Origin of the sequence: Maribacter ulvicola (assembly GCF_900155985.1) — a bacterium.
Classification (GTDB): domain Bacteria; phylum Bacteroidota; class Bacteroidia; order Flavobacteriales; family Flavobacteriaceae; genus Maribacter; species Maribacter ulvicola.
This window is the reverse complement of record NZ_FTMA01000006.1, coordinates 114,956-135,584: the sequence shown is the minus strand read 5'-3', so window position 1 is coordinate 135,584 and position 20,629 is coordinate 114,956. Positions and strand designations below refer to the sequence as shown.

General features: G+C 35.2%; 19 protein-coding genes and 1 tRNA gene. 14 read left to right on the top strand and 6 right to left on the bottom strand.

What is annotated here, in order from left to right:
* Positions 1-33: 33 nt before the first annotated feature.
* Together BW936_RS15080 and BW936_RS15075 are read left to right on the top strand one after the other, a co-directional pair.
* Positions 34-1,305 carry an Nramp family divalent metal transporter gene (locus BW936_RS15080; protein WP_076549663.1) on the top strand — a complete coding sequence of 424 codons (1,272 nt, stop codon included), beginning with the start codon at positions 34-36 and terminating at the stop codon, positions 1,303-1,305.
* 64 nt (positions 1,306-1,369) lie between these two features.
* Positions 1,370-1,444: transfer RNA gene (locus tag BW936_RS15075), tRNA-Val, on the top strand.
* Positions 1,445-1,446: 2 nt separating this feature from the next.
* Here BW936_RS15075 and BW936_RS15070 read toward each other — a convergent pair.
* The gene (locus tag BW936_RS15070) at positions 1,447-2,724 is read right to left on the bottom strand and encodes a UDP-N-acetylmuramoyl-tripeptide--D-alanyl-D-alanine ligase (RefSeq protein WP_076549661.1); all 1,278 of its coding nucleotides are present in this window, start codon (positions 2,722-2,724) and stop codon (positions 1,447-1,449) included.
* Positions 2,725-2,786: 62 nt separating this feature from the next.
* Positions 2,787-4,454, bottom strand: a complete 1,668-nt coding sequence (gene gldJ / locus BW936_RS15065; protein WP_076549659.1) for a gliding motility lipoprotein GldJ — start codon at positions 4,452-4,454, stop codon at positions 2,787-2,789.
* Positions 4,455-4,895: 441 nt separating this feature from the next.
* Between gldJ and porV the strand changes: the two genes are divergently transcribed.
* The 9 genes from porV to BW936_RS15020 all read left to right on the top strand — a co-directional run bounded on the left by porV (position 4,896) and on the right by BW936_RS15020 (position 14,456).
* Positions 4,896-6,044: a type IX secretion system outer membrane channel protein PorV gene (porV, locus tag BW936_RS15060; protein WP_076549657.1), complete on the top strand. Its 1,149-nt coding sequence runs from the start codon at positions 4,896-4,898 to the stop codon at positions 6,042-6,044.
* A gap of 121 nt (positions 6,045-6,165) precedes the next feature.
* Positions 6,166-6,657, top strand: coding sequence for a cytidine deaminase (gene cdd, locus BW936_RS15055; protein WP_076549655.1), 492 nt, complete (start codon positions 6,166-6,168; stop codon positions 6,655-6,657).
* A 185-nt stretch (positions 6,658-6,842) separates the two neighbouring features.
* Complete coding sequence (pdhA, locus tag BW936_RS15050; RefSeq protein WP_076549653.1) at positions 6,843-7,841, top strand: pyruvate dehydrogenase (acetyl-transferring) E1 component subunit alpha; 999 nt, start codon at positions 6,843-6,845, stop codon at positions 7,839-7,841.
* A 4-nt stretch (positions 7,842-7,845) separates the two neighbouring features.
* Positions 7,846-9,483 (top strand): pyruvate dehydrogenase complex dihydrolipoamide acetyltransferase, encoded by a 1,638-nt coding sequence (locus tag BW936_RS15045; RefSeq protein ID WP_076549651.1) that lies wholly within the window; start codon positions 7,846-7,848, stop codon positions 9,481-9,483.
* Between the two features lie 85 nt (positions 9,484-9,568).
* Positions 9,569-10,618 (top strand): M28 family metallopeptidase, encoded by a 1,050-nt coding sequence (locus BW936_RS15040; protein WP_076549649.1) that lies wholly within the window; start codon positions 9,569-9,571, stop codon positions 10,616-10,618.
* Positions 10,618-11,298 (top strand): SDR family NAD(P)-dependent oxidoreductase, encoded by a 681-nt coding sequence (locus tag BW936_RS15035; protein WP_076549647.1) that lies wholly within the window; start codon positions 10,618-10,620, stop codon positions 11,296-11,298. Before BW936_RS15040 ends, BW936_RS15035 begins: the two co-directional genes overlap by 1 nt.
* Positions 11,299-11,300: 2 nt before the next feature.
* The gene (locus BW936_RS15030; protein ID WP_076549645.1) at positions 11,301-11,903 is read left to right on the top strand and encodes a SprT-like domain-containing protein; all 603 of its coding nucleotides are present in this window, start codon (positions 11,301-11,303) and stop codon (positions 11,901-11,903) included.
* A gap of 1 nt (position 11,904) precedes the next feature.
* The gene (locus tag BW936_RS15025; protein WP_076549642.1) at positions 11,905-12,984 is read left to right on the top strand and encodes a mannose-1-phosphate guanylyltransferase; all 1,080 of its coding nucleotides are present in this window, start codon (positions 11,905-11,907) and stop codon (positions 12,982-12,984) included.
* A gap of 2 nt (positions 12,985-12,986) precedes the next feature.
* Positions 12,987-14,456: a DUF389 domain-containing protein gene (locus tag BW936_RS15020; RefSeq protein WP_076549639.1), complete on the top strand. Its 1,470-nt coding sequence runs from the start codon at positions 12,987-12,989 to the stop codon at positions 14,454-14,456.
* Here BW936_RS15020 and BW936_RS15015 read toward each other — a convergent pair.
* Together BW936_RS15015 and BW936_RS15010 are read right to left on the bottom strand one after the other, a co-directional pair.
* Positions 14,453-15,220 (bottom strand): ABC transporter ATP-binding protein, encoded by a 768-nt coding sequence (locus BW936_RS15015; protein ID WP_076549636.1) that lies wholly within the window; start codon positions 15,218-15,220, stop codon positions 14,453-14,455. The two genes, BW936_RS15020 and BW936_RS15015, sit on opposite strands and share 4 nt — an antisense overlap.
* Positions 15,220-15,957 (bottom strand): MlaE family ABC transporter permease, encoded by a 738-nt coding sequence (locus BW936_RS15010; RefSeq protein WP_076549633.1) that lies wholly within the window; start codon positions 15,955-15,957, stop codon positions 15,220-15,222. Before BW936_RS15010 ends, BW936_RS15015 begins: the two co-directional genes overlap by 1 nt.
* A 118-nt stretch (positions 15,958-16,075) precedes the next feature.
* Here BW936_RS15010 and pafA point away from each other — a divergent pair, with 118 nt between their 5' ends.
* Positions 16,076-17,743: an alkaline phosphatase PafA gene (gene pafA / locus BW936_RS15005; protein WP_076549631.1), complete on the top strand. Its 1,668-nt coding sequence runs from the start codon at positions 16,076-16,078 to the stop codon at positions 17,741-17,743.
* A gap of 1 nt (position 17,744) precedes the next feature.
* Entirely contained in the window at positions 17,745-18,533 is a 789-nt protein-coding gene (gene murI / locus BW936_RS15000; RefSeq protein ID WP_076549628.1) for a glutamate racemase, read from the top strand.
* On the opposite strand, the gene BW936_RS14995 is transcribed toward murI, so the two are convergent.
* Positions 18,520-19,020, bottom strand: a complete 501-nt coding sequence (locus tag BW936_RS14995) for a dihydrofolate reductase (RefSeq protein WP_076549625.1) — start codon at positions 19,018-19,020, stop codon at positions 18,520-18,522. The genes murI and BW936_RS14995 overlap by 14 nt on opposite strands.
* An 11-nt stretch (positions 19,021-19,031) precedes the next feature.
* Positions 19,032-19,433 carry a 2TM domain-containing protein gene (locus BW936_RS14990; protein WP_076549622.1) on the bottom strand — a complete coding sequence of 134 codons (402 nt, stop codon included), beginning with the start codon at positions 19,431-19,433 and terminating at the stop codon, positions 19,032-19,034.
* 54 nt (positions 19,434-19,487) lie between these two features.
* On the opposite strand from BW936_RS14990, the gene BW936_RS14985 reads away from it, so the two are divergent.
* On the top strand, positions 19,488-20,573 hold the full coding sequence (locus BW936_RS14985; protein WP_076549619.1) for an aminotransferase class V-fold PLP-dependent enzyme: 1,086 nt from the start codon (positions 19,488-19,490) through the stop codon (positions 20,571-20,573).
* Positions 20,574-20,629 lie beyond the last annotated feature (56 nt).

Genomic DNA, 20,629 nt, shown 5'->3' with positions numbered 1-20,629 from the left:
TTTTAAATCCTCCCCTAGTAAAAATTAAACTAAATGAATAATACGCCTAAATTATCGATCTGGAAAAAAATATTGGCTTTAGTATTGGCATTTGGACCTGGTATTTTTGCTATAGGATATACAATAGGTACAGGTAGTGTTACCTCAATGATTGTAGCAGGTAGCACATATGGTATGCAACTGCTATGGGTACTTTTGTTAAGTTGTATTTTTTCAGGCTTATTAATGTATGCTTACGGGAACTTTGCTTTAGTGACCGGAGAAACCGCTTTATATGCATTTAAAAAACATTTAAAATGGGGTAAGCTCATTGCTATTCTTATAATTGTTGGTATTTCTTTTGGTCAATGGAATTCTTTAATGGGTATTCTTGGAATTTCCGCAAATATCATTTATGAAATATTTTTGATATATTTTCCTAGTTTGGTAGATGCCAAATATGAGTCTGTTTTAACAATAGCAATTGCTGTAATTGTTATATTCTATGGGTTACTACTTGTAGGCAAGTATTCTTTCTTTGAAAAGATATTGGTCATATTTGTTACCATAATGGGGCTTTCGTTTATCATCTCACTTTTTATGGTGTATCCTTTGCCTATAGATGTGGTAAATGGGTTGGTGCCAACGATACCAAAGATCGAAGGCGGACAAATGATGGTTGCGGCGTTCGTGGGTACCACCATGGCAGCAGCTACCTTTCTTTCTAGACCGCTTTTTGTCAAAGGAAAAGGATGGACAATTAAAAATCGTGGACAGCAGAAAAAAGATGCCATTATTGCGGCAACCCTCGTATTTTTTATTAGTGCATCAATCATGGCTGTTGCATGTGGTGCTCTTTTTTATCAAGGGCAGCCTGTAACAAAAGTTTTAGATATGGTAAATACTTTAGAACCGGTGGCAGGTAAATTTGCACTTACACTTTTCTTTTTTGGTACTTTAAGTGCAGGCTTATCATCAATATTTCCTTGCCTATTGATTGCTCCAATATTATTGGCAGATTACCAATCTGGAGAATTGGATACAAATTCAAAACAATTTAGAATAATAACGGCAATAGCTGCTTTGTTCGCATTGATTGTTCCAATATATGGAGCTAATCCAATTCACATGCAAATACTATCACAGGTTTTTAATGTTTTTGTTCTTCCGTTGGTGATATTGGGCATCTTACTTTTAATCAATAATAAAAAATTGATGACCACGTACAAGGCAGGTATTTTGCTTAATTCAGGTCTAATTACAGCATTTTTCTTTGCATGCGTTATTTCTTATAATGGTGTGGTAGCCTTGTTGGATTATTTTTAATTATTCAATTGATCTGTTCATTTTAAAATAAGATATGTAGTATATTTGTCCCCTCAAAAAAAAGGGGATATTAGCTCAGTTGGTTTAGAGCGCTGCCTTGACAGGGCAGAGGTCACCGGTTCGAATCCAGTATATCCCACATTAAATCAATTTTAATACACGTTCTAAAGCCATACCTCTAGAACCTTTGATAAGTATAGATGATTTTGGTTGTAAGTTGTTTACTTCCAAATAGACTTTTAAATCAGCAAAGTCTCTAAGCTTAATAGACTTTGTAGTAGTTGCATTAAAATTCTCTCCAACTAATATTACCTGTTTAAAATTTAGATTTATGGCTAAATCTGCAATGTCTTGATGTTCTTTCTTTGCAGCATCTCCTAATTCGAACATATCACCTAGAATTAAAATTTTTTGCTCTCTTTTTAATGAATCAAAGTTCTCTAAGGCAACCTTCATACTAGATGGGTTGGCGTTATATGCGTCTAGAATGATATAATGTCCATTCTTGTTTACAATTTGTGACCTGTTATTTTCTGGAATATAGTTTTCAATAGCGTGTTTAATTTTGCTTAATTCTACATTGAAATGTTTGCCAATGATTATTGCGGCGCAAGCATTACTAAAATTATATGTACCTGTAAGTTTAGATTTGATAACAGTGTTTTCTACTGCTATTGCTACAAATGGCTGAGCATCTAATAGTTTAATGTTGTAGTATTTTGAATTATCAGAACTAAATCCGTATTTTTTGGGATATGTTGAAAGTTTTTTTAACTGAGTAACATCATCAGCGTTAAGGAATATGGACTTTTTGTTGGCAATTAAATAATTGTATAATTCACTTTTCCCTTTTACAACACCTTCAATACCACCAAAACCTTCTAAATGTGCCTTGCCAAAATTAGTAATGTAACCAAAATCTGGTTGGGCAATATTACATAGAAATTCTATTTCTTTTAAGTGGTTCGCGCCCATTTCAACAATGGCGAACTCTGTATCTAATTGTATAGTAAGCAAAGTTAGCGGAACCCCAATATGATTGTTCAGGTTGCCTTTTGTGGCAATAGTTTTGTAAGTGCTACTTAAAACTGTATTGATTAATTCCTTCGTGGTGGTCTTGCCGTTGCTACCGGTAAGGCTAATGACTTGTGCTTTGCAAAATTTTCTATGGTAATGAGCTAAGTCCTGTAAAGTAGATAATGCGTCATCTACAAGAATTGTTTTATTATTGATATAAAACTCTTTCTCGTCTATAATAACCAAGTGTGCTCCGTGATCCAATGCTTGTTGTGCGTAAGCATTGCCATTGAAGTTGTCTCCTTTTAAAGCGAAAAAAATGTCATCTTCTTTAATTTTTCGGGTGTCAGTACTAACCGATGGGTTTGCTAAAAAAGCAGTATGTAAATCTTTAATTTTCATAAAATCGAAGATAAAAAAAAGCCCTTTAAGAAAAGGGCTTTTTAACTTCGTAAGGAGAAAATTTATTTTGCTTTTTTTCCTCTAACCGTTTTGTTCTTTGTTTTAGATTTAGAACCAACTCTAGACATTGCACATCTAAAGCCAATATAATCTGTTGCCATATATTGTGGTAAATATCTTCTTTGAGCAGGATCTAGCCAGTAAGCTCTATCTCTCCAAGAGCCACCTTTGTAAACTCTTACTTCATCATTAATAAGTGTGGTTCTATTGTTTGAGGCATCATAACCTTTAATTAGATTACCTAAAGAATCTCTTTCTACCGAATGTTTAGGAGAGTTGTACATTTTCTTGTTTGAATCAGCTTCTTCATCATCACTAAACCTATCATAAAATCTAGAAGAACCTGCATCTCCATCTCTATATCCTCGGTTGTCACTAGAAGAAAAGTTTGTTCTTAGGTACGTTTCTTCTTCATCAACAGGAACCATTTTAATTTCACCTGGTAAATTTACTGCAACTACTTTTCCGTTAGGTAGGGTATCGTAAACTATAGAATCTCTAAGGATATTTACTTTACCGTCTTCACCGATAGCAGTTTTCATATAAATATTACCTCTATAATAATTGAAATCACTTACTTCGTCATCAACAATTGGTCGGTAAACATCGGCTACCCATTCAGCTACGTTACCAGCCATATCATAAAGACCAAGATCGTTGGGCTTGTAGGACATTACTTGTGCGGTAATATCTGCACCATCATCAGACCATCCGGCAATTCCGCCGTAATCACCTTTGCCTTGTTTGAAGTTGGCTAATTGGTCACCTCTTCCTACTCGCTGTCCATTACGTGTATAGTCACCTTCCCAAGGATATTTTTTTCTACCTCTGTAGTTATTGTATTCTCTTTGGCCAACTTGTGCCTGAGCGGCGTACTCCCATTCAGTTTCCGTAGGTAATCTATATTCAGGCATAATTATACCGCTACTTCTTTTTGCAAAAGCAGCTGTACTATCTTTTTTCATTTTACCTTGTAATGAATCAATTTGTCCGTTGTAAACAGATTCAGGTCTGTTTAAATAGGCCTCTGTGCTAAAAGTGCCCTGAACTTCACCTGTGGTGGCTTGATATTTAGCGTCTTCAGATAAATAGCCTTCTCTTTCTAGCATAACCTCGTTTACACGATCGGTTCTCCATTCTGCAAATTGCGTAGCTTGAATCCAGTTAACGCCAACTACAGGATATTCTGCGTATGCAGGATGTCTTAGATAATTGTTGGTCATGGTTTCATTAAAGCCTAATCTGTTTCTCCAAACCAATGTATCAGGTAAAGCACCAACGTATATGTTTGTATACTTTGGGTTTTCTGGCGGATAAACACTTTTTAGATAATCAAGGTATTCCAGATACATTACATTGGTTACCTCGGTTTCATCCATGTAAAAAGACTGTACATGTTGCGAAGTTGGGGTATTGTTCCAATCATGCATTACATCATCTTGTACTTTACCTTTTGTAAATGTACCGCCTTCAACAAATACCAACCCTGGAGCGGTCTCTTGCTCTTTAAAATCGGTGTTATATTGAAAACCGCCTTCCTTGGCATTTATCTTCCAGCCTGTAGCTCTAGACGTATTTTTAGAAGAGGAAGATTTAGAACAGCTGTTCATTGATAAACCTCCTACTATAACCGTGCATGAGAGTACAACTTTTATTAAATGTTTTTTCATAATTAGGACTTGAGTTCAATTGTAATATTCAATAGTAGTTTGGTTACTATATAAATGTGATACTATAATTTCTTTTTAATTTGTTTGTCACTTTCGCTCAATAGAACGATGTTTTTATAAGATTATTTTACAATTAAAAATAATTTTAAAAATCTCAAAACGAACTGTTAATAAATTTAGACTCGCTTAAATAGGTAAACGCTTGAATCATTTAATTAGTATGGTTTTTAATAATTCTTTTAGAAAGTTATAAAAGTTGTAAAAAAATGAGGCTGATCTAAGAACAGGTTGGGTAAGAATTATACTTCAAAAATAAAATCTTATAAAAAACTTAACAATCATGCAAGATAACGGGAAAATGTGCGTTTACATGTAAAATATTAGAATGGGAAATATCTATATCGTTATATTTCGACTTTTAAATTTAAAGAACAATCTAAGATGAGAAAAATTGCATTAATTTTCTTTGTATTGATGATCGGTAAGGTATTTGCGCAAGACGATCAACGTGTAATTACCACTGCGGTACCTTTTTTAACCATTGCAGCAGATGCAAGATCAGCGGGTATGGGAGATATGGGTGTAGCAACGTCTACAGATGCTTTTTCTCAACAATGGAACCCAGCGAAATTCGCTTTTGCAGAACGGAAAATGGGTATAGGGGTAAGTTATACTCCTTATTTAGAGAGTATAATCACTGATATCTCTTTGTTAAACGCCAGTTTTTATAATAAATTAAATGAACAAAGCGCTTTTGCGGCTAGTTTACGGTATTTTACATTGGGCGAAATTGAATTACGCCAATTTGCAAATGACCCGGGAACCATAGCAAAACCAAACGAATTGGCTTTAGATGGTTCATATTCATTAAAGTTGAGCCCAACTTTCTCTATGGCAGTTGGGGGTAGATATATTAGGTCTAATTTAAAATTGCCACAGAACGGATCAGAAGATTCTCAAGCGGCAAGTTCATTCGCGGTAGATGTTGCCGGTTATTATAGGTCTAGAGAAATAGCGTATAATAATTTTGACGGTAGATGGAGGGGTGGTTTTAATTTTTCTAATATTGGCGGTAAAATTCAATATGATGAAGGAGGTCAAGAGAATTTTTTGCCCAGTAAATTGAGTGTAGGTGGTGGTTTTGATTTTATTTTAGATCAAGACAATGTAATAGGCATAACAACAGAATTCACTAAGTTATTAGTACCAACACCTCAAGATTTTAATGGTGATGGTGAGATTGATGCTGCGGATAATGATATCTATCAGAATGAAAGCGGTTTTAGTGGTATTTTTAATTCGTTTTCAGATGCTCCAGATGGTTTTAGTGAAGAGTTAAAAGAATTTACATGGGCTTTAGGTGCAGAGTATGTGTATCAAGACGTTTTTATGGTCAGAACCGGTTATTTTAATGAAAGCGAAGAAAAAGGATCTAGAAAGTTCTTTACTTTGGGTGCAGGATTTAAATTTAAGGCTGCCCAAGTAGATTTATCTTATTTATTCTCAACCTCACAAGTAAGAAACCCATTAGAAAATACACTTCGTTTTTCTCTAACTTTTAATTTGGGAGAAGAATTTTATAACGATTAAAGTGTAAAATTTATAAATAAAAAAAACCTGCTTCAAGCAGGTTTTTTTATGCACTAATCTTTAATATTCAATTATTATTGATGTCAGGTATATATTTGTAGATTGAAAAACAAAAATAAATATGGTTAGCCAAAAGAAAATTAGCTTTGATATTAAGGTGTATGACACATTCAATGAACTAATAAAAGAAGACCAAAATCTAATGTTAGCAGCTGTAAATGCTAGAAAGAGAGCATATGCTCCCTATTCGAGTTTTAATGTTGGAGCTTCGGTTTTGTTGGAGAGCGGAGAAATTATTGAGGGAAACAATCAAGAAAATGCTTCTTATCCTTCAGGTCTTTGTGCAGAAAGGGTAGCGGTCTTTTATGCAGGTGCTAAATATCCCGGAATTAAAATAAAGGCAATTGCAATTACTGCAGCCTCCTTAAATCATGAAGTTAGTGAGCCTGCAGCTCCCTGTGGTAATTGTAGACAAGCAATTTCAGAGTATGAGTTTAGGCAGCAAGAACCTATTAAAATACTGTTAATGGGTGAAACAGGTAGGGTTATAGAATGCAATTCTCTTGCAGATTTATTGCCGCTAGGCTTTAATAGTAGCTATCTTAACTCATAAAACCTGTGAAAAGTATTGTAAATAAGCATGTTATGTGCTTTATTTGTTACGCATATAATTTCTGAATGGATTTGCTTCTATTATTTTTATCGATTCATTTATATGTGTATTTTTGCTCTTCTTGGATACTTAGGTCATATGACCTCTGTTATCAATAAAGAATTTTAAACCTTTAGTTAAAATTGATGAAAAAAATCACCAAGGAAACGTATTTGAAATGGTATGCAGACATGCTGTTTTGGAGAAAATTTGAGGATAAATTGGCTGCTGTGTACATTCAGCAAAAGGTAAGAGGATTTTTACATTTGTATAATGGGCAAGAAGCTGTTTTGGCTGGTGCTCTACATGCAATGGATCTAACCAAAGACCGTATGATAACTGCCTATAGAAATCATGTTCAGCCAATTGGTATGGGTGTTGACCCTAAAATGGTTATGGCAGAACTTTATGGTAAGGTAACCGGTACTTCTAAAGGTATGGGAGGGTCTATGCATATCTTTTCAAAGGAGCACCGCTTTCATGGTGGTCACGGTATCGTTGGAGGGCAAATTCCTTTAGGTGCAGGTATGGCTTTTGGTGATAAGTATGCAGGTAGAGATAATGTTACCTTATGTTATATGGGTGATGGTGCCGTGAGGCAAGGATCTTTACATGAGACTTTCAATTTAGCTATGTTATGGCAGTTACCGGTAGTTTTCATTTGTGAGAATAATGGTTATGCTATGGGAACTTCAGTAGAAAGAACATCTTTTTCTACAGAAATTTGGAAGCTAGGTTTAGGTTATGAAATGCCTTGTGGTCCTGTTGACGGTATGAACCCGGTTACGGTGGCTCAAGAAATGAGTAAGGCTATTGAGAGAGCACGTAGTGGTGGCGGACCAACTTTCCTTGAAATGAAAACCTATAGGTATAGAGGCCATTCAATGTCAGATGCGCAGCATTACAGAACTAAAGATGAAGTTGAGGAATACAAAAAGATTGATCCAATAACTCAGGTTTTGGATATAATCAAAGAAAATAATTATGCAACTGACGATGAAATCAAAGATATTGACAAGAATGTCAAGTCTATGGTTAAAGAATGTGAGAAGTTTGCAGAAGAATCGGATTATCCACCAGTAAACCAATTATACGATATGGTTTACGAGCAAGAGGATTTTCCATTTGTTCAACATAAAATATAATTAGATGGCTATAGTAGTAAATATGCCCCGTTTAAGCGATACCATGGAAGAGGGTACCGTAGCTAAATGGTTAAAAAGCGTTGGAGATAAAATAGAAGAAGGAGATATATTGGCTGAAATTGAAACCGATAAGGCAACAATGGAATTCGAATCCTTCAATGAAGGTACTTTGTTACATATTGGAATACCGGAAGGTGACACAGCTCCTGTTGATAGTTTATTGGCTATTATTGGTGATGATGGTGAAGATATTTCTGCATTAATCAATGGAGGTGACGCATCTGGGTCAGAAGAGGAGCCGGTAAACGAGGAGGCTGCTTCTGAAAAGACTTCAGAAAATGAAGGACAAGGTGCAGGTGAAATTCCAGAGGGGGTTGAAATCGTTAAAATGCCTCGTTTAAGTGACACCATGGAAGAAGGTACCGTGGCTAGTTGGTTAAAGAAAGTTGGTGATGACGTTGAAGAAGGAGATATTCTTGCGGAGATAGAAACAGATAAGGCTACAATGGAATTTGAGTCTTTCTACACCGGTAAATTGTTATATATAGGTATTCAAGAAGGTGAATCTTCTCCTGTAGATGCTGTTTTGGCCGTGATAGGTCCAGAGGGTACAGATGTTGATGCTGTGTTAAGTAGCGGATCTAGTGCCGGTAAAAAGAGTGCTCCATCAGATGCTAAAAAAGAAGAAAAAACTACCGATGCTGCCGAGAAGAAAGAAGTTTCTACATCCGTTACAGATGGGGAAAGAATTTTTGCTTCCCCATTAGCTAAAAAGATTGCTGCTGATAAGGGTATAGATTTGGCGAAAGTTTCCGGTTCTGGTGATAACGGGAGAATTATAAAGAAAGATGTAGAGAGTTATACACCTAGTGCTGCTGCGGCGTCTACGGCTTCGGCAAGTGTGAAGACTGAGAACGCAACTGCTTCTCAACCTGTCTCTATGGCATTACCATCAGGAGAGGAAGGTACAGAAGAAGTTAAGAACTCTAATATGCGTAAGGCAATTGCCAAAGCATTGGGCAATTCTAAATTTAACGCACCGCATTTCTACCTTACGATTGAGGTTGATATGGATAACGCTAAGGCATCACGTGCTCAAATAAATAGTTTGCCAGATACTAAAGTTTCATTTAATGACATGGTATTGAAGGCTTGTGCTATGGCGCTTAGAAAACACCCTCAAGTAAATACTTCTTGGAACGGAGATACTACAAAACATCATAAACATATTCATATGGGTGTGGCTGTTGCTGTAGATGAAGGTTTAGTGGTACCAGTTGTAAAACATGCAGACTTATTAGGGTTAACTCAAATAGGTAGTGCTGTAAAAGATTTGGCAGGAAAAGCAAGAAATAAAAAAATTGCTCCGTCAGAAATGGAAGGTAGTACATTTACGGTTTCTAACTTAGGCATGTTCGGTATACTTGAATTTACAAGTATAATCAATCAGCCAAATTCTGCTATTCTTTCCGTTGGTGCAATTGTTGAAAAACCAGTTGTTAAAAATGGAGAAATAGTTGTAGGTAATACAATGAAACTAACACTAGCTTGTGATCACAGAACTGTTGATGGCGCTGTAGGAGCACAATTCCTTCAGACATTAAGATATTTTGTGGAAAATCCGGTTACTATGTTAGCATAGAAAATTGATTTAAAAATAGAATTAGAAAAGCATCCTTTCATCGGGATGCTTTTTTTTATCTTTATATTCTAAATATGATGATATTATGAAATATATATACGTAGTTCTCCTTTGTTGTTTAATGGTTGGTTGTGGTAGTAATAAAGTTGACCAATCAACTGTCTTGAATCCCACAAATCCAAAAGGAGTAAAAGGTTCAGTTTTGTCAGAAGCGAAAGATATTCAGACGGAAAATAGTTTAGAAGGAGTGCGGTCAAAAGTAGCTTCCAACACATCATCTAAAGCTATTGAAGCAACCATGACTTTCTTGACGTCAGATGAATTGCAAGGAAGGGATACTGGTAGTGAAGGAATTTCAAAAGCGGCAGATTATATCGAGAATGTATTCGAGAATAGTAGCATAGAACCTTATTTTACAACATATAGAGATACTTTAGAAAATTATAGTGATGATGTGGCGTATAACGTAGTAGGTTTTCTGCCCGGCACTGATAAGGACTTAAAGAATGAGTTTGTGATAATTGGTGCACATTATGATCATATTGGCATAATTAGCGGAAACGTAGATGATAAAATAGCCAACGGGGCCAACGATAATGCATCTGGTACAACCACTGTCTTAGAATTTGCTAAGTATTTTGGTAAACATAAAAACAACAAACGAAGTATAATTTTTGCCTTTTTTACGGCAGAGGAAAAAGGATTGGTAGGATCTAAATATTTAGCTAAAAAGTTAAAAAATGAAAACATTGATCTGTATGTTATGCTGAATTTTGAAATGGTTGGTGTACCAATGGTTGGTAAAGATCATAGTCTTTATTTAACAGGTTTTGAGTTGTCGAATTTAGCCGACATAGGTAATGGTTACGCCAATAAAAAATTAGCAGGATTTCTTCCAAAGGCAAAAGAATTTAATTTGTTCAGAAGATCGGATAATGCCCCTTTCCATGATGAGTTTAATGTACCCTCGCAAACTTATAGTTCTTTTGATTTTACCAATTTTGGTGAATATCATAAGGTAGGTGATGAAGCCTCGTTAATGGATTATGAATTTATGGCTACAGTAGTAAATGAAACGTTGCCGATGTTAGAAGGTGTAATTAATGCACCGGTAAAAGAAGTAAAGTATAACTAATGAAGTATATTATTGTAACGGGTACTAGTAGGGGAATAGGATTTGAGCTAAGTAAATTATTTGCTGAAGCTGGTTATAAAGTTTTAGCCCTTTCTAGGAATGAAAAACCGATTAAAACTCTTGGTCACTATAATATTGAAGCATTTTCTTTTGATGTTTCCTCTGCAAAAGATAGGGATACGTTGTCCAATTATTTGAAAGATAAAAATGCTAGTGTTGTAGCTCTGATCAATAATGCAGGCAAACTAATAAATAAGCCATTTCTAGAATTATCTGAAGATGAGTTTAAGGCGGTATATGAAGTTAATGTCTTTGGTGTGGCGGCCATGACAAGGCTTATTATTCCGTTCATGGATAAAAGTGGGCACGTTTTAACTATAAGTTCTATGGGAGGTATTCAAGGTAGTGCTAAATTTCCAGGGCTATCGGCTTACAGTTCAAGTAAAGGAGCAGTACTTACCTTAACAGAATTATTGGCAGAAGAATTTAAAGAAACTGGTCCATCATTTAATGCATTAGCCTTGGGAGCAGTACAAACAGAAATGTTAGAAGAGGCTTTCCCCGGTTATAAAGCCCCTGTAAGTGCAAAAGAAATGGCAGAATATATATTGGATTTTGCATTGAAAGGACACAAAATGTATAACGGTAAAATTTTGCAGGTTAGTAGTAGTACGCCATAGTAATGCAGCAAACATTAGCCAAATACCTGCCAGAGTTAGCGGTTAGTCCTTGTTTTGAACTAATTAAGGATAGTCAGGTTCATTTGAAAATTGTAAATGAGCGGGTAACCAGGCATGGAGATTACAGAAAAAGAAAAGATGGTAATCATCAGATTACCGTTAATGCTTCTTTAAATAAGTATAGCTTTTTAATTACGCTTATTCATGAAATAGCGCATTTAATAGCCTTTGAAAAATATGGGCGCAACATTAAACCCCATGGCGTGGAGTGGAAAAAAACGTTTCAATATTTAATGCTTCCGTTTATAAGACCAGAGATTTTTCCATCGCAATTATTACCGTTATTGGCAAGACATTTTAAAAACCCAAAAGCAAGTAGTAGTACTGATGCTCAGTTGTCTATAGCATTAAAACAGTTTGATGAACAACAATCAGAAAAATCTTACGTTTACGAGTTACCAATGGGTTGTGTATTTCGTATTTACAATGGTAAACTTTTTAAAAGAGGCAATAAACGAACCAAAAGGTATGAGTGTATAGAAATATCTACAGGAAGAATGTTTTTATTTCAACCCAATGCTGAGGTAGAATTAATAAAAAGCTAAGATGAATAAAAATTATTATGCCGTATTAATGGCAGGAGGAGTAGGATCAAGATTTTGGCCAATAAGTACAAGTGAAAATCCAAAACAATTTCATGATATGTTGGGTACAGGTGATACCCTAATTCAGAAAACGTTTCAAAGGTTAAATAAGTTTGTACCTACCGCAAATATTTTGATTCTTACCAATGAGCGTTACAATGATTTAGTTTTAGAGCAATTACCAATGGTGAAGCAAGAACAAGTAGTTCTTGAGCCCGCCATGAGAAATACAGCACCATGTATTTTGTATGCTGCAATGAAAATTCAGAAAATGAATGAAGATGCAGTGATGATCGTGGCACCAAGTGATCATTGGATCGAAGATGAAGATGCCTTTGCAAAAGATGTAACGGCATGTTTTAAAAAGTGCGAAACCGAAGATGTTTTATGTACGTTAGGTATAAAACCTTCATTTCCTAATACAGGATTTGGGTATATAGAGTATAATAAGGAAGATATTTCAGCATTAAAAAAGGTGAACCAGTTTAGGGAGAAGCCTGATTATGAAACTGCAAAGGAATTTTTGGCACAAGGAAACTTTTTGTGGAATGCCGGAATTTTTATGTGGAGTGCAAAAACTATTGTTAATGCTTTTCAACAATTCCAGCCAAAGCAATATGCATTGTTTAGGGATGGGTTGGTATGCTATAATACGGATGATGAAAAGAAATTTATTTCTGAGAATTATCCCAAGGCTGAAAATATTTCTATAGATTATGCTATTTTAGAAAATTCTGAAGCTATTTACGTAAAAGAAGCTACATTTGATTGGAATGATTTAGGTACGTGGGGGTCTTTATATGATAAATTGGAAAAAGACGTAAATAAAAATGCAGTAGTCAACTCTAAGGTGATGGTGGAAGATGCTAGCGGAAATATGATCAGGTCTAAAGCTGGTAAAGTTGTAGTTGTAGATGGACTTAATGATTATATCATTGTAGATAAAGATGAAGTTCTTTTGATTTATCCTAAGACAAAAGAACAAGATATTAAACAAGTATTAAATAAGGTAAAAGAAGCCTTTGGTGATGAATTCGCTTAAATATGGAGAACAATCTTAATCAAGATAATATAACCCCTACCAGTGATGAAGGTAATGGTGGTGAGGAAGTGAAAAAAGATTTTCAGGGTCTTTTAGGTAGCATTAAAAGGTTTCTTTCTGAGCTATTGGATATTAGGACAAATACCGATCAGCAAGCAACTAAAGAAGCTATTATTGCCGATATTCCTTTTAAAGGGCATACTTCGTGGATTTTGATTTGTTCCATATTTATAGCATCCATTGGTTTAAATGCCAATTCTACTGCAGTTGTAATCGGAGCCATGTTAATTTCACCCTTAATGGGACCTATATTGGGTATAGGTATGTCTGTAGCCATTAATGACATTGACACTTTAAAAAGGTCTTTAAAGAACTTTGCTGTAATGGTAGTTTTAAGTGTAATTACCGCATATTTATTCTACCGCTTCTTTCCGCTTAGAGATGAATCTTCAGAACTTTTAGCTAGGACCGAACCTGATATTAGAGATGTTTTGATAGCATTTTTTGGTGGTTTAGCTTTGGTGATTGCACGTGCTAAGAAAGGTACCATAGCTAGTGTTATTTTTGGTGTGGCCATTGCAACAGCATTAATGCCGCCTTTATGTACGGTAGGGTTTGGTTTGGCTATTGGAAATTGGGAGTATGCTAGTGGCGCAATGTATTTGTTCATAATCAATACTATTTTTATTGCATTAGCAACTTTCTTGGTTATAAAGCTCTTGAAATTTCCGATGGTTCGTTACGTAAATTCCCAACGACGAAAATTAATTGCTAGATTGGCCTCCTTATTAGCTATACTGGTAATGATACCTGCGGGCTTTACTTTTTACAATGTATTTAAAAAATCATTATTCAATAGGGATGCAGAAGCTTTTATTACAGAAAAAATAGAACCATATCAATTTACTGGAGAAGGTAAATTTTTGAGTGATTTTAGCGAGGTGGCTTATGATGATGAAGGTAATTCTAAAATTGAACTGTTCTTTATGGGGAATGAGGGTATACCTGAAAACGTTATTGCCACTTGGCGTACGCAAATGGCAGAATACAAGCAGTTAAAAGGCACTGAGTTAGCTGTAGTGCAAGGTTCTAGGAGTGAAGAAGCGAATGAACTTAAGTATGTAAATGAACTGTATGAGTCCCAGAAGAGTATTTTGACCAGTAAAGATGAGAAAATACAGGTTCTAGAGACAGAATTGATGCGCTTAAATCAAATTTCTTCAAATCAGATTCCATTTAAGGAGATTAGTCTTGAGGCAAAAACCAATTACGAAAATTTAGATAGATTAGGATATGCCTATTTAATTTCTACAGATTTTACAAAGACAGATAGTATTCCGTTATTTGAGGTAACCTGGAAAAAGGAAGCTAACAGAGCAGAAACCGTTAAGGACATGGGTAAACTCCAAGAATGGTTGAAACTTAGGTTGAATAATAAAAATATCCAGCTAAAGGAAATGCCTAAAGATTAGTTTTGTTCTTGAATGTACATTTGGCGTACTTTCTTAAAAAGATCAGAAGAATACACAAAATTAGTTACGGCTTCATTGTCGGTTTTAAAGATTTCGTTCTTAGTACCTTCCCATTCTAAAAGTCCGTCTTTAAGAAAAATTATTTTTTCTCCAATTTGCATAACAGAGTTCATGTCATGAGTGTTTATGACTGTAGTAATGTCATATTCTTCAGTAATTTCTTTAATTAGATCATCAATTAGAATTGCCGTTTTAGGATCTAAGCCAGAGTTTGGCTCATCACAAAAAAGGTATTTCGGATTCATAACTATAGCCCTTGCTATGGCTACCCGTTTCTGCATTCCACCTGAAATCTCCGAAGGAAATTTATGATGAGCGTCAATTAGGTTTACTCTTTTAAGAACAGCATCTACGCGTTCTTTCATTTCAGATTTAGACTGTTTGGTAAACATTTCTAACGGAAACATTACATTGCCTTCAACCGTCATACTATCGAAAAGGGCGCTACCCTGAAATACCATACCCATTTCTTGTCTTAAGTCACGCTTCTCATCATCAGTATGTTCAGAATATAGTTTGCCATCATAGGCAATACTTCCTTCTTCAGGTTCAAAAAGACCTAGAAGACATTTAAGGAAAACGGTTTTACCAGATCCACTTTGTCCAATAATCAGATTAGTTTTTCCCTTCTCAAAAGTGGTAGAAATACCTTTAAGGATATGAGCCTCGCCAAAAGATTTGTGTATGTCTTGTACGTCTATCATTATCCTAGTAAAAGTTGGGTTAAAATATAATTAAGTATGATAATAACAACACTGGTCCAAACAAATGAAGTGGTACTGGCTTTACCTACCTCTAATGCTCCACCTTTCATATAAAAACCATGAAAGGAAGGAATTGTTGCTATGACAAAAGCAAAAATCAATGTTTTTACAAATGCATATGTAATGTGAAAGGGAACAAAGTCTGATTGTAACCCGGTGACAAAATCTTCACTAGTTAAAAATCCGCCGAAAACGCCGGCCATCCATCCACCAAATATTCCAACATACATAGAAATAGCAATTGCAAAGGGATAAAAAAGCATTGCAATTATCTTGGGAAATACTAAATAGTTTAAGGAGTTCACTCCCATTACCTCTAGCGCGTCTATTTGCTCCGTTACACGCATTGTGCCAATACTTGATGTAATGTATGACCCTACTTTACCTGCCATTATAATAGAGACGAAAGTTGGTGCAAACTCTAAAATGACAGATTGTCTAGTAGCAAAACCAATTAGGTTTCTTGGAATTAAAGGATTGGTAAGGTTAAGTGCTGTTTGTATAGCTACAACGGCACCAATAAAAAAGGAAATAAAAATGATGATGCCCAATGAGCTAAAAATCAACTCGTCTATTTCCTTGTATATAAGTGACTTCATTATTCTCCATTTTGTCGGTTTTTTAAAAACCTCACGGATCATAATTGCATAGCTTCCAACAGATGCTAAATAGTTCATTTATTAAAAATAAAAATCTTACCGTAAAAATAACAATAAAGGGCTTCATTTAACCCTCGTTTAATCTTTAAAGGTGTAAATTATTTACATTTGTGTTTTAATCTTATTATATATAAAAATGAAAAAATGGTTTATTTCTACGTTGTTTGCGGGAACATTGCTGATATTTAGTGGTTTAACTGCACAAAAGAAAAATAAGGATAATTGGAGTATTGATCAATTAAGGGCAAAGCCAAAATTGGTTGTAGGTATTGTTGTAGATCAAATGCGTTATGATTATCTGACCAGGTTTTATGAGCAATTTGGCGAAGACGGATTTAAAAGATTGATCGAAAAAGGTTTTAATTGTAAGAATAATCATTTTAATTATGCCCCTACAAGTACGGGTCCTGGGCATGCTTCGGTTTATACGGGTACATCTCCTTCTGTACATGGTATAATAGGGAATAACTGGTACGATAAAGAAATTGATGCAAGTGTATATTGTGCAGGTGACGACAGCTATATTTCTGTGGGTACCACTGCAAATACAGGTAAAATGTCTCCACATCGTATGGGTGTAACGAGTATAACAGATGAATTACGATTGCATACACAAATGCAAGGAAAAACCATAGCAGTGGCTTTAAAAGATAGGGGAGCTATATTGCCAGGCGGTCATACGGCCAATGCAGCTTATTGGTTTCATGGTGCAGATGAGGGTAAATGGATCACAAGTTCATATTACATGGAGCAATTGCCTAATTGGGTAAATGATTTTAATTCATCTGGTGCGGCCCAATCTTATAAAAAAGTATGGAATACTTTAAAAAATATTGAGACGTATAAAGAGAGTGGAATTGATGACAATTTATTTGAAGGTAAATTCAAAGGAGAAACAACGACCTCATTCCCTCATTCCCCGGCAGAACTTTTAGACCAGAACAAAAGTTTTGATATTATTAAAGCTACACCTTATGGAAACTCTCTAACAGCTGATTTTGCTATAGAGGCGTTACAACAAGAAGGATTGGGGCAAGATAATATAACAGACTTCCTTGCGGTAAGTTTTTCTAGTACTGACTATGTTGGGCATATGTACGGGGTAAACTCTAAAGAGGTTCAAGACACCTATTTGAGGTTAGATAAAGATTTAGAGAGATTTTTCAAAGCATTGGATAAACAAGTAGGTGAAGGGGAGTACACGTTGTTCTTAACTGCTGATCATGGGGCCGTAGAGGTGCCCACTTATTTAAAAAGTGAGAAGATACCATCTGGTTATGTGGACAAGGCTGCAAATAAGAAAAGATTGACTGAATTTTTGCAGTATAAGTATGGAACGGAGGATATCATAAAAAACTATTCTAATGATCAAATATTCCTAGATCATAAAATTATAAAAAACCTTGACCTTAGTTTGGCAGAGGTTCAAATTGAAATAGCGCAAGAGTTTTTAGCTTATGATGCTGTAGATAGAGTTTATACCGCAAACCAAATGTGGAGTAACAACTATACGTCTGGTGTGCCTTATATCTTACAGAATGGCTACAACCAAAAAAGGTCTGGAGACGTATTGGTGGTTTTAAAGCCCGGGTATGTTTCTTATAGTACAACGGGGTCTACGCACGGATCACCTCAAATCTATGATACACATGCGCCATTATTGTTCTATGGTAAGGGGGTTAAGCAGGGATCCACAAGCAATAGAACAGAGATTCCTGATATTGCACCAACTATTTCTGCTTTGCTGGGCATATCTTTTCCTAACGGAACAACGGGTAAACCTATAACCGAGGTGATAAAATAATATGGATGATAGGCATATAGGCATTTTTGATTCCGGTATTGGAGGGACATCTATTTGGGGAGAAATTCAAGAACTTTTACCCTATGAAAAATGCATCTATTTGGCAGATAGTATAAATGCACCTTATGGAGACAAACCTGAAGAAAAAATTCTAGCGCTCAGTATAAAGAATACAGAATTCTTGTTGGGTCAAGGTTGTAAATTAATAGTCGTTGCCTGTAATACGGCAACGACAAATGCAATAGATTATTTAAGAAAGAACTATAATGTACCTTTAATAGGTATAGAACCGGCAATAAAACCAGCAGCAATAAACTCAAAGTCTAAGATTGTAGGGGTGTTGGCTACCAAAGGAACCTTGTCGAGTAGTTTGTTTCATAGTACCTCTAAAAATCATGCAGCAGGTATTACCATATTGGAACAGCGAGGTACAGGTTTGGTAGAAATGATTGAAAATGGTAATCTTGGAAGTGAAGAAATGTACCATCTTTTAAAAAGTTACATTATACCCATGCTTGAAAAAGGAATGGATTATCTTGTGTTGGGTTGTACGCATTACCCGTATCTTATTCCGTTATTGAAAAGAATATTGCCAGAAAATGTTACCATAATTGATTCTGGTCAGGCAGTGGCAAGGCAGACTAAATCAGTATTAGAGCATAATGACTTATTAACCAGTTCCACAGTGATCGGAACGCATCAATTTTTTACTAATGGAGATGAGAAGGTACTTGCTTCAATCTTAAGTTCGGCAAAAGCCAAACATTCTGTTTTTTTTAAAGACTTTTAAGGGTGTCTTCTTTTTTTACATAAGTTAAGTAGGTAAATGATAACTTATGTTTTTCATCTGTAGGATGAAACTCTTGTTTTGTCAGCATCCAATAATTCTCATCTATTTCGGGGAAGTAAGTATCGGCATCTTCAAAAGTACCATGCACTCTGGTTAGCTCAATTTTATCAGATGCTTTTTCGCCTTGCTTGTATATTTCTCCTCCGCCAATAATAAATGCAATTTCATTTTCAACTAAATCTATAGCTTCTTCAAGAGAATGAACAACTAAGCATTCATCATAATTTACAGTGTAGTTTTTGTCTCTAGTAATGATGATGTGGGTTCTGTTGGGTAAAGGCTTAGGGAAACTTTCATAAGTTTTTCTACCCATTATAATTTTATGCCCAGATGTTAATTTTTTAAATCTTTTAAAATCATCCGGCAAATGCCAAAGTAAATCGTTGTCTTTACCTAGAGCATTATTCTCTGCAGCGGCAGCTATCATTATTAATGTTTTCAAAGCAGTTTTTTTTTAGGTTCAGGTTCAATTGTGGTGGGTAGTATTATTTCCTGTTCAATTTCTTTCTCCATTTCTGCAATTCGTTTTTTTTGCTTTTCTACAAGTTTTTCTCGTTGAGTCCGTTCCCAGTCATTACCCATAAATTTATTAGTAATGAAAACGTTGAAAATATGTAGAACAAACAAAAAGCCCCAAAAAGTAATTGCCCAAACGAACCAATTATATTCTTGACCGTATTTTAATATTTTATTGATTAGTACTAAGAAAACACTGCCCACTAAAAAGACTACAAAATGCGTGTAAAGACGCTTCTTTTGTTTCACCCTTTTTTGAGCGTTCTCTAACAGCTCATGCTGTTCTAAATCTAATTTGGAGGTATTTTTATTTCTAGAAAACATACTCTTCCTATCTTTGGTATAAAGATACAGCAATTGTAGTATACCCTATAACCAATGGAAAAAATTAGAAAAGAATTCCCTGTTTTACGAAAAGGTATTTATGCCAACACCGCAGTATATGGTTTGCTATACGATTCGTTATTGGAATGGCGACAAGAGCACGACTTAGACTTTTTAATAGATGGTAGCGATATGCGCGAACAATCTTTAAAAATAATCTCAGAAACTCGTTCTGCCGTTGGTAAATTCTTTAATTGTAAACGGGATAATGTGGCGCTGGTCAGTAATTTTTCATCAGGACTCAATATTCTGCTAGAAGGGTTGGGTGCGAAAAAAAAGGTGTTGCTTGTGGAGAATGATTATCCTTCTCTTAATTGGAGTTTTGAGAATAGAGATTTTGAGGTAGCCTATATTTCAATGACTGCAGACCTAGAACAACGTATACAAGAAGCAGTGGCCAGTGATAATGTAGATGTTCTTGCATTGAGTTTGGTGCAGTGGTTAAACGGATTAGCAATTGATCTTGATTTTTTAAAGGAATTGAAAAAGCAGCATCCTAGTTTAATTATCATGGTAGATGGTACTCAGTTTAGTGGTAGTACTAAGTTTGATTTTGATAATTCTGGGATAGATGTTTTAGGGGCTAGTGCCTACAAATGGCTACTGGCTGGGTATGGTAACGGATTTATGTTGTTTTCTGACCAAGTTAAAAATGAGTTTACTGTAAATACTATAGGGTTCAATGCTGCTGATGGAGATTTTGATAAAAAGAATAATATAAGGTTTGCCAAGAAGTTTGAGCCTGGTCATCTATCATCGTTGATTTTTGGAAGTTTAAAATATTCGATAGATTTTTTCGAAAGAATAGGGATGGATAACATAACGGCACAGAACCGTAAATTATCAGAAAAAGCAAAAGCGGAATTTCAAAAGTTGGGATTGTTATCTGATGAAATAGTGCAGCGAAAAAATCATAGTACCATTTTTAATATTAAAGCAGATGATGCAACTTTTCACAAATTAAAGGAAAACGATGTCTTCTGTGCGCAACGAGGAGAAGGTGTGCGGTTAAGTTTTCATTTCTATAATACGGAAGCAGAGATAGATAGCATCGTTAAAATCTTGAAAACAAGTAGGTAACTTTTCATAATAAGACAATTTTGTAGGGTTAAATTTTGTGGTACATCTATAAATAG

Bases quoted from the DNA above. Each gene is read 5' to 3' on its own strand.
- BW936_RS15080 (WP_076549663.1), top strand. From the start codon at position 34: ATGAATAATACGCCTAAATTATCGATCTGGAAAAAAATATTGGCTTTA.
- BW936_RS15070 (WP_076549661.1), bottom strand. From the start codon at position 2,724: ATGAAAATTAAAGATTTACATACTGCTTTTTTAGCAAACCCATCGGTT.
- gldJ (WP_076549659.1), bottom strand. From the start codon at position 4,454: ATGAAAAAACATTTAATAAAAGTTGTACTCTCATGCACGGTTATAGTA.
- porV (WP_076549657.1), top strand. From the start codon at position 4,896: ATGAGAAAAATTGCATTAATTTTCTTTGTATTGATGATCGGTAAGGTA.
- cdd (WP_076549655.1), top strand. From the start codon at position 6,166: ATGGTTAGCCAAAAGAAAATTAGCTTTGATATTAAGGTGTATGACACA.
- pdhA (WP_076549653.1), top strand. From the start codon at position 6,843: ATGAAAAAAATCACCAAGGAAACGTATTTGAAATGGTATGCAGACATG.
- BW936_RS15045 (WP_076549651.1), top strand. From the start codon at position 7,846: ATGGCTATAGTAGTAAATATGCCCCGTTTAAGCGATACCATGGAAGAG.
- BW936_RS15040 (WP_076549649.1), top strand. From the start codon at position 9,569: ATGAAATATATATACGTAGTTCTCCTTTGTTGTTTAATGGTTGGTTGT.
- BW936_RS15035 (WP_076549647.1), top strand. From the start codon at position 10,618: ATGAAGTATATTATTGTAACGGGTACTAGTAGGGGAATAGGATTTGAG.
- BW936_RS15030 (WP_076549645.1), top strand. From the start codon at position 11,301: ATGCAGCAAACATTAGCCAAATACCTGCCAGAGTTAGCGGTTAGTCCT.
- BW936_RS15025 (WP_076549642.1), top strand. From the start codon at position 11,905: ATGAATAAAAATTATTATGCCGTATTAATGGCAGGAGGAGTAGGATCA.
- BW936_RS15020 (WP_076549639.1), top strand. From the start codon at position 12,987: ATGGAGAACAATCTTAATCAAGATAATATAACCCCTACCAGTGATGAA.
- BW936_RS15015 (WP_076549636.1), bottom strand. From the start codon at position 15,220: ATGATAGACGTACAAGACATACACAAATCTTTTGGCGAGGCTCATATC.
- BW936_RS15010 (WP_076549633.1), bottom strand. From the start codon at position 15,957: ATGAACTATTTAGCATCTGTTGGAAGCTATGCAATTATGATCCGTGAG.
- pafA (WP_076549631.1), top strand. From the start codon at position 16,076: ATGAAAAAATGGTTTATTTCTACGTTGTTTGCGGGAACATTGCTGATA.
- murI (WP_076549628.1), top strand. From the start codon at position 17,745: ATGGATGATAGGCATATAGGCATTTTTGATTCCGGTATTGGAGGGACA.
- BW936_RS14995 (WP_076549625.1), bottom strand. From the start codon at position 19,020: ATGATAGCTGCCGCTGCAGAGAATAATGCTCTAGGTAAAGACAACGAT.
- BW936_RS14990 (WP_076549622.1), bottom strand. From the start codon at position 19,433: ATGTTTTCTAGAAATAAAAATACCTCCAAATTAGATTTAGAACAGCAT.
- BW936_RS14985 (WP_076549619.1), top strand. From the start codon at position 19,488: ATGGAAAAAATTAGAAAAGAATTCCCTGTTTTACGAAAAGGTATTTAT.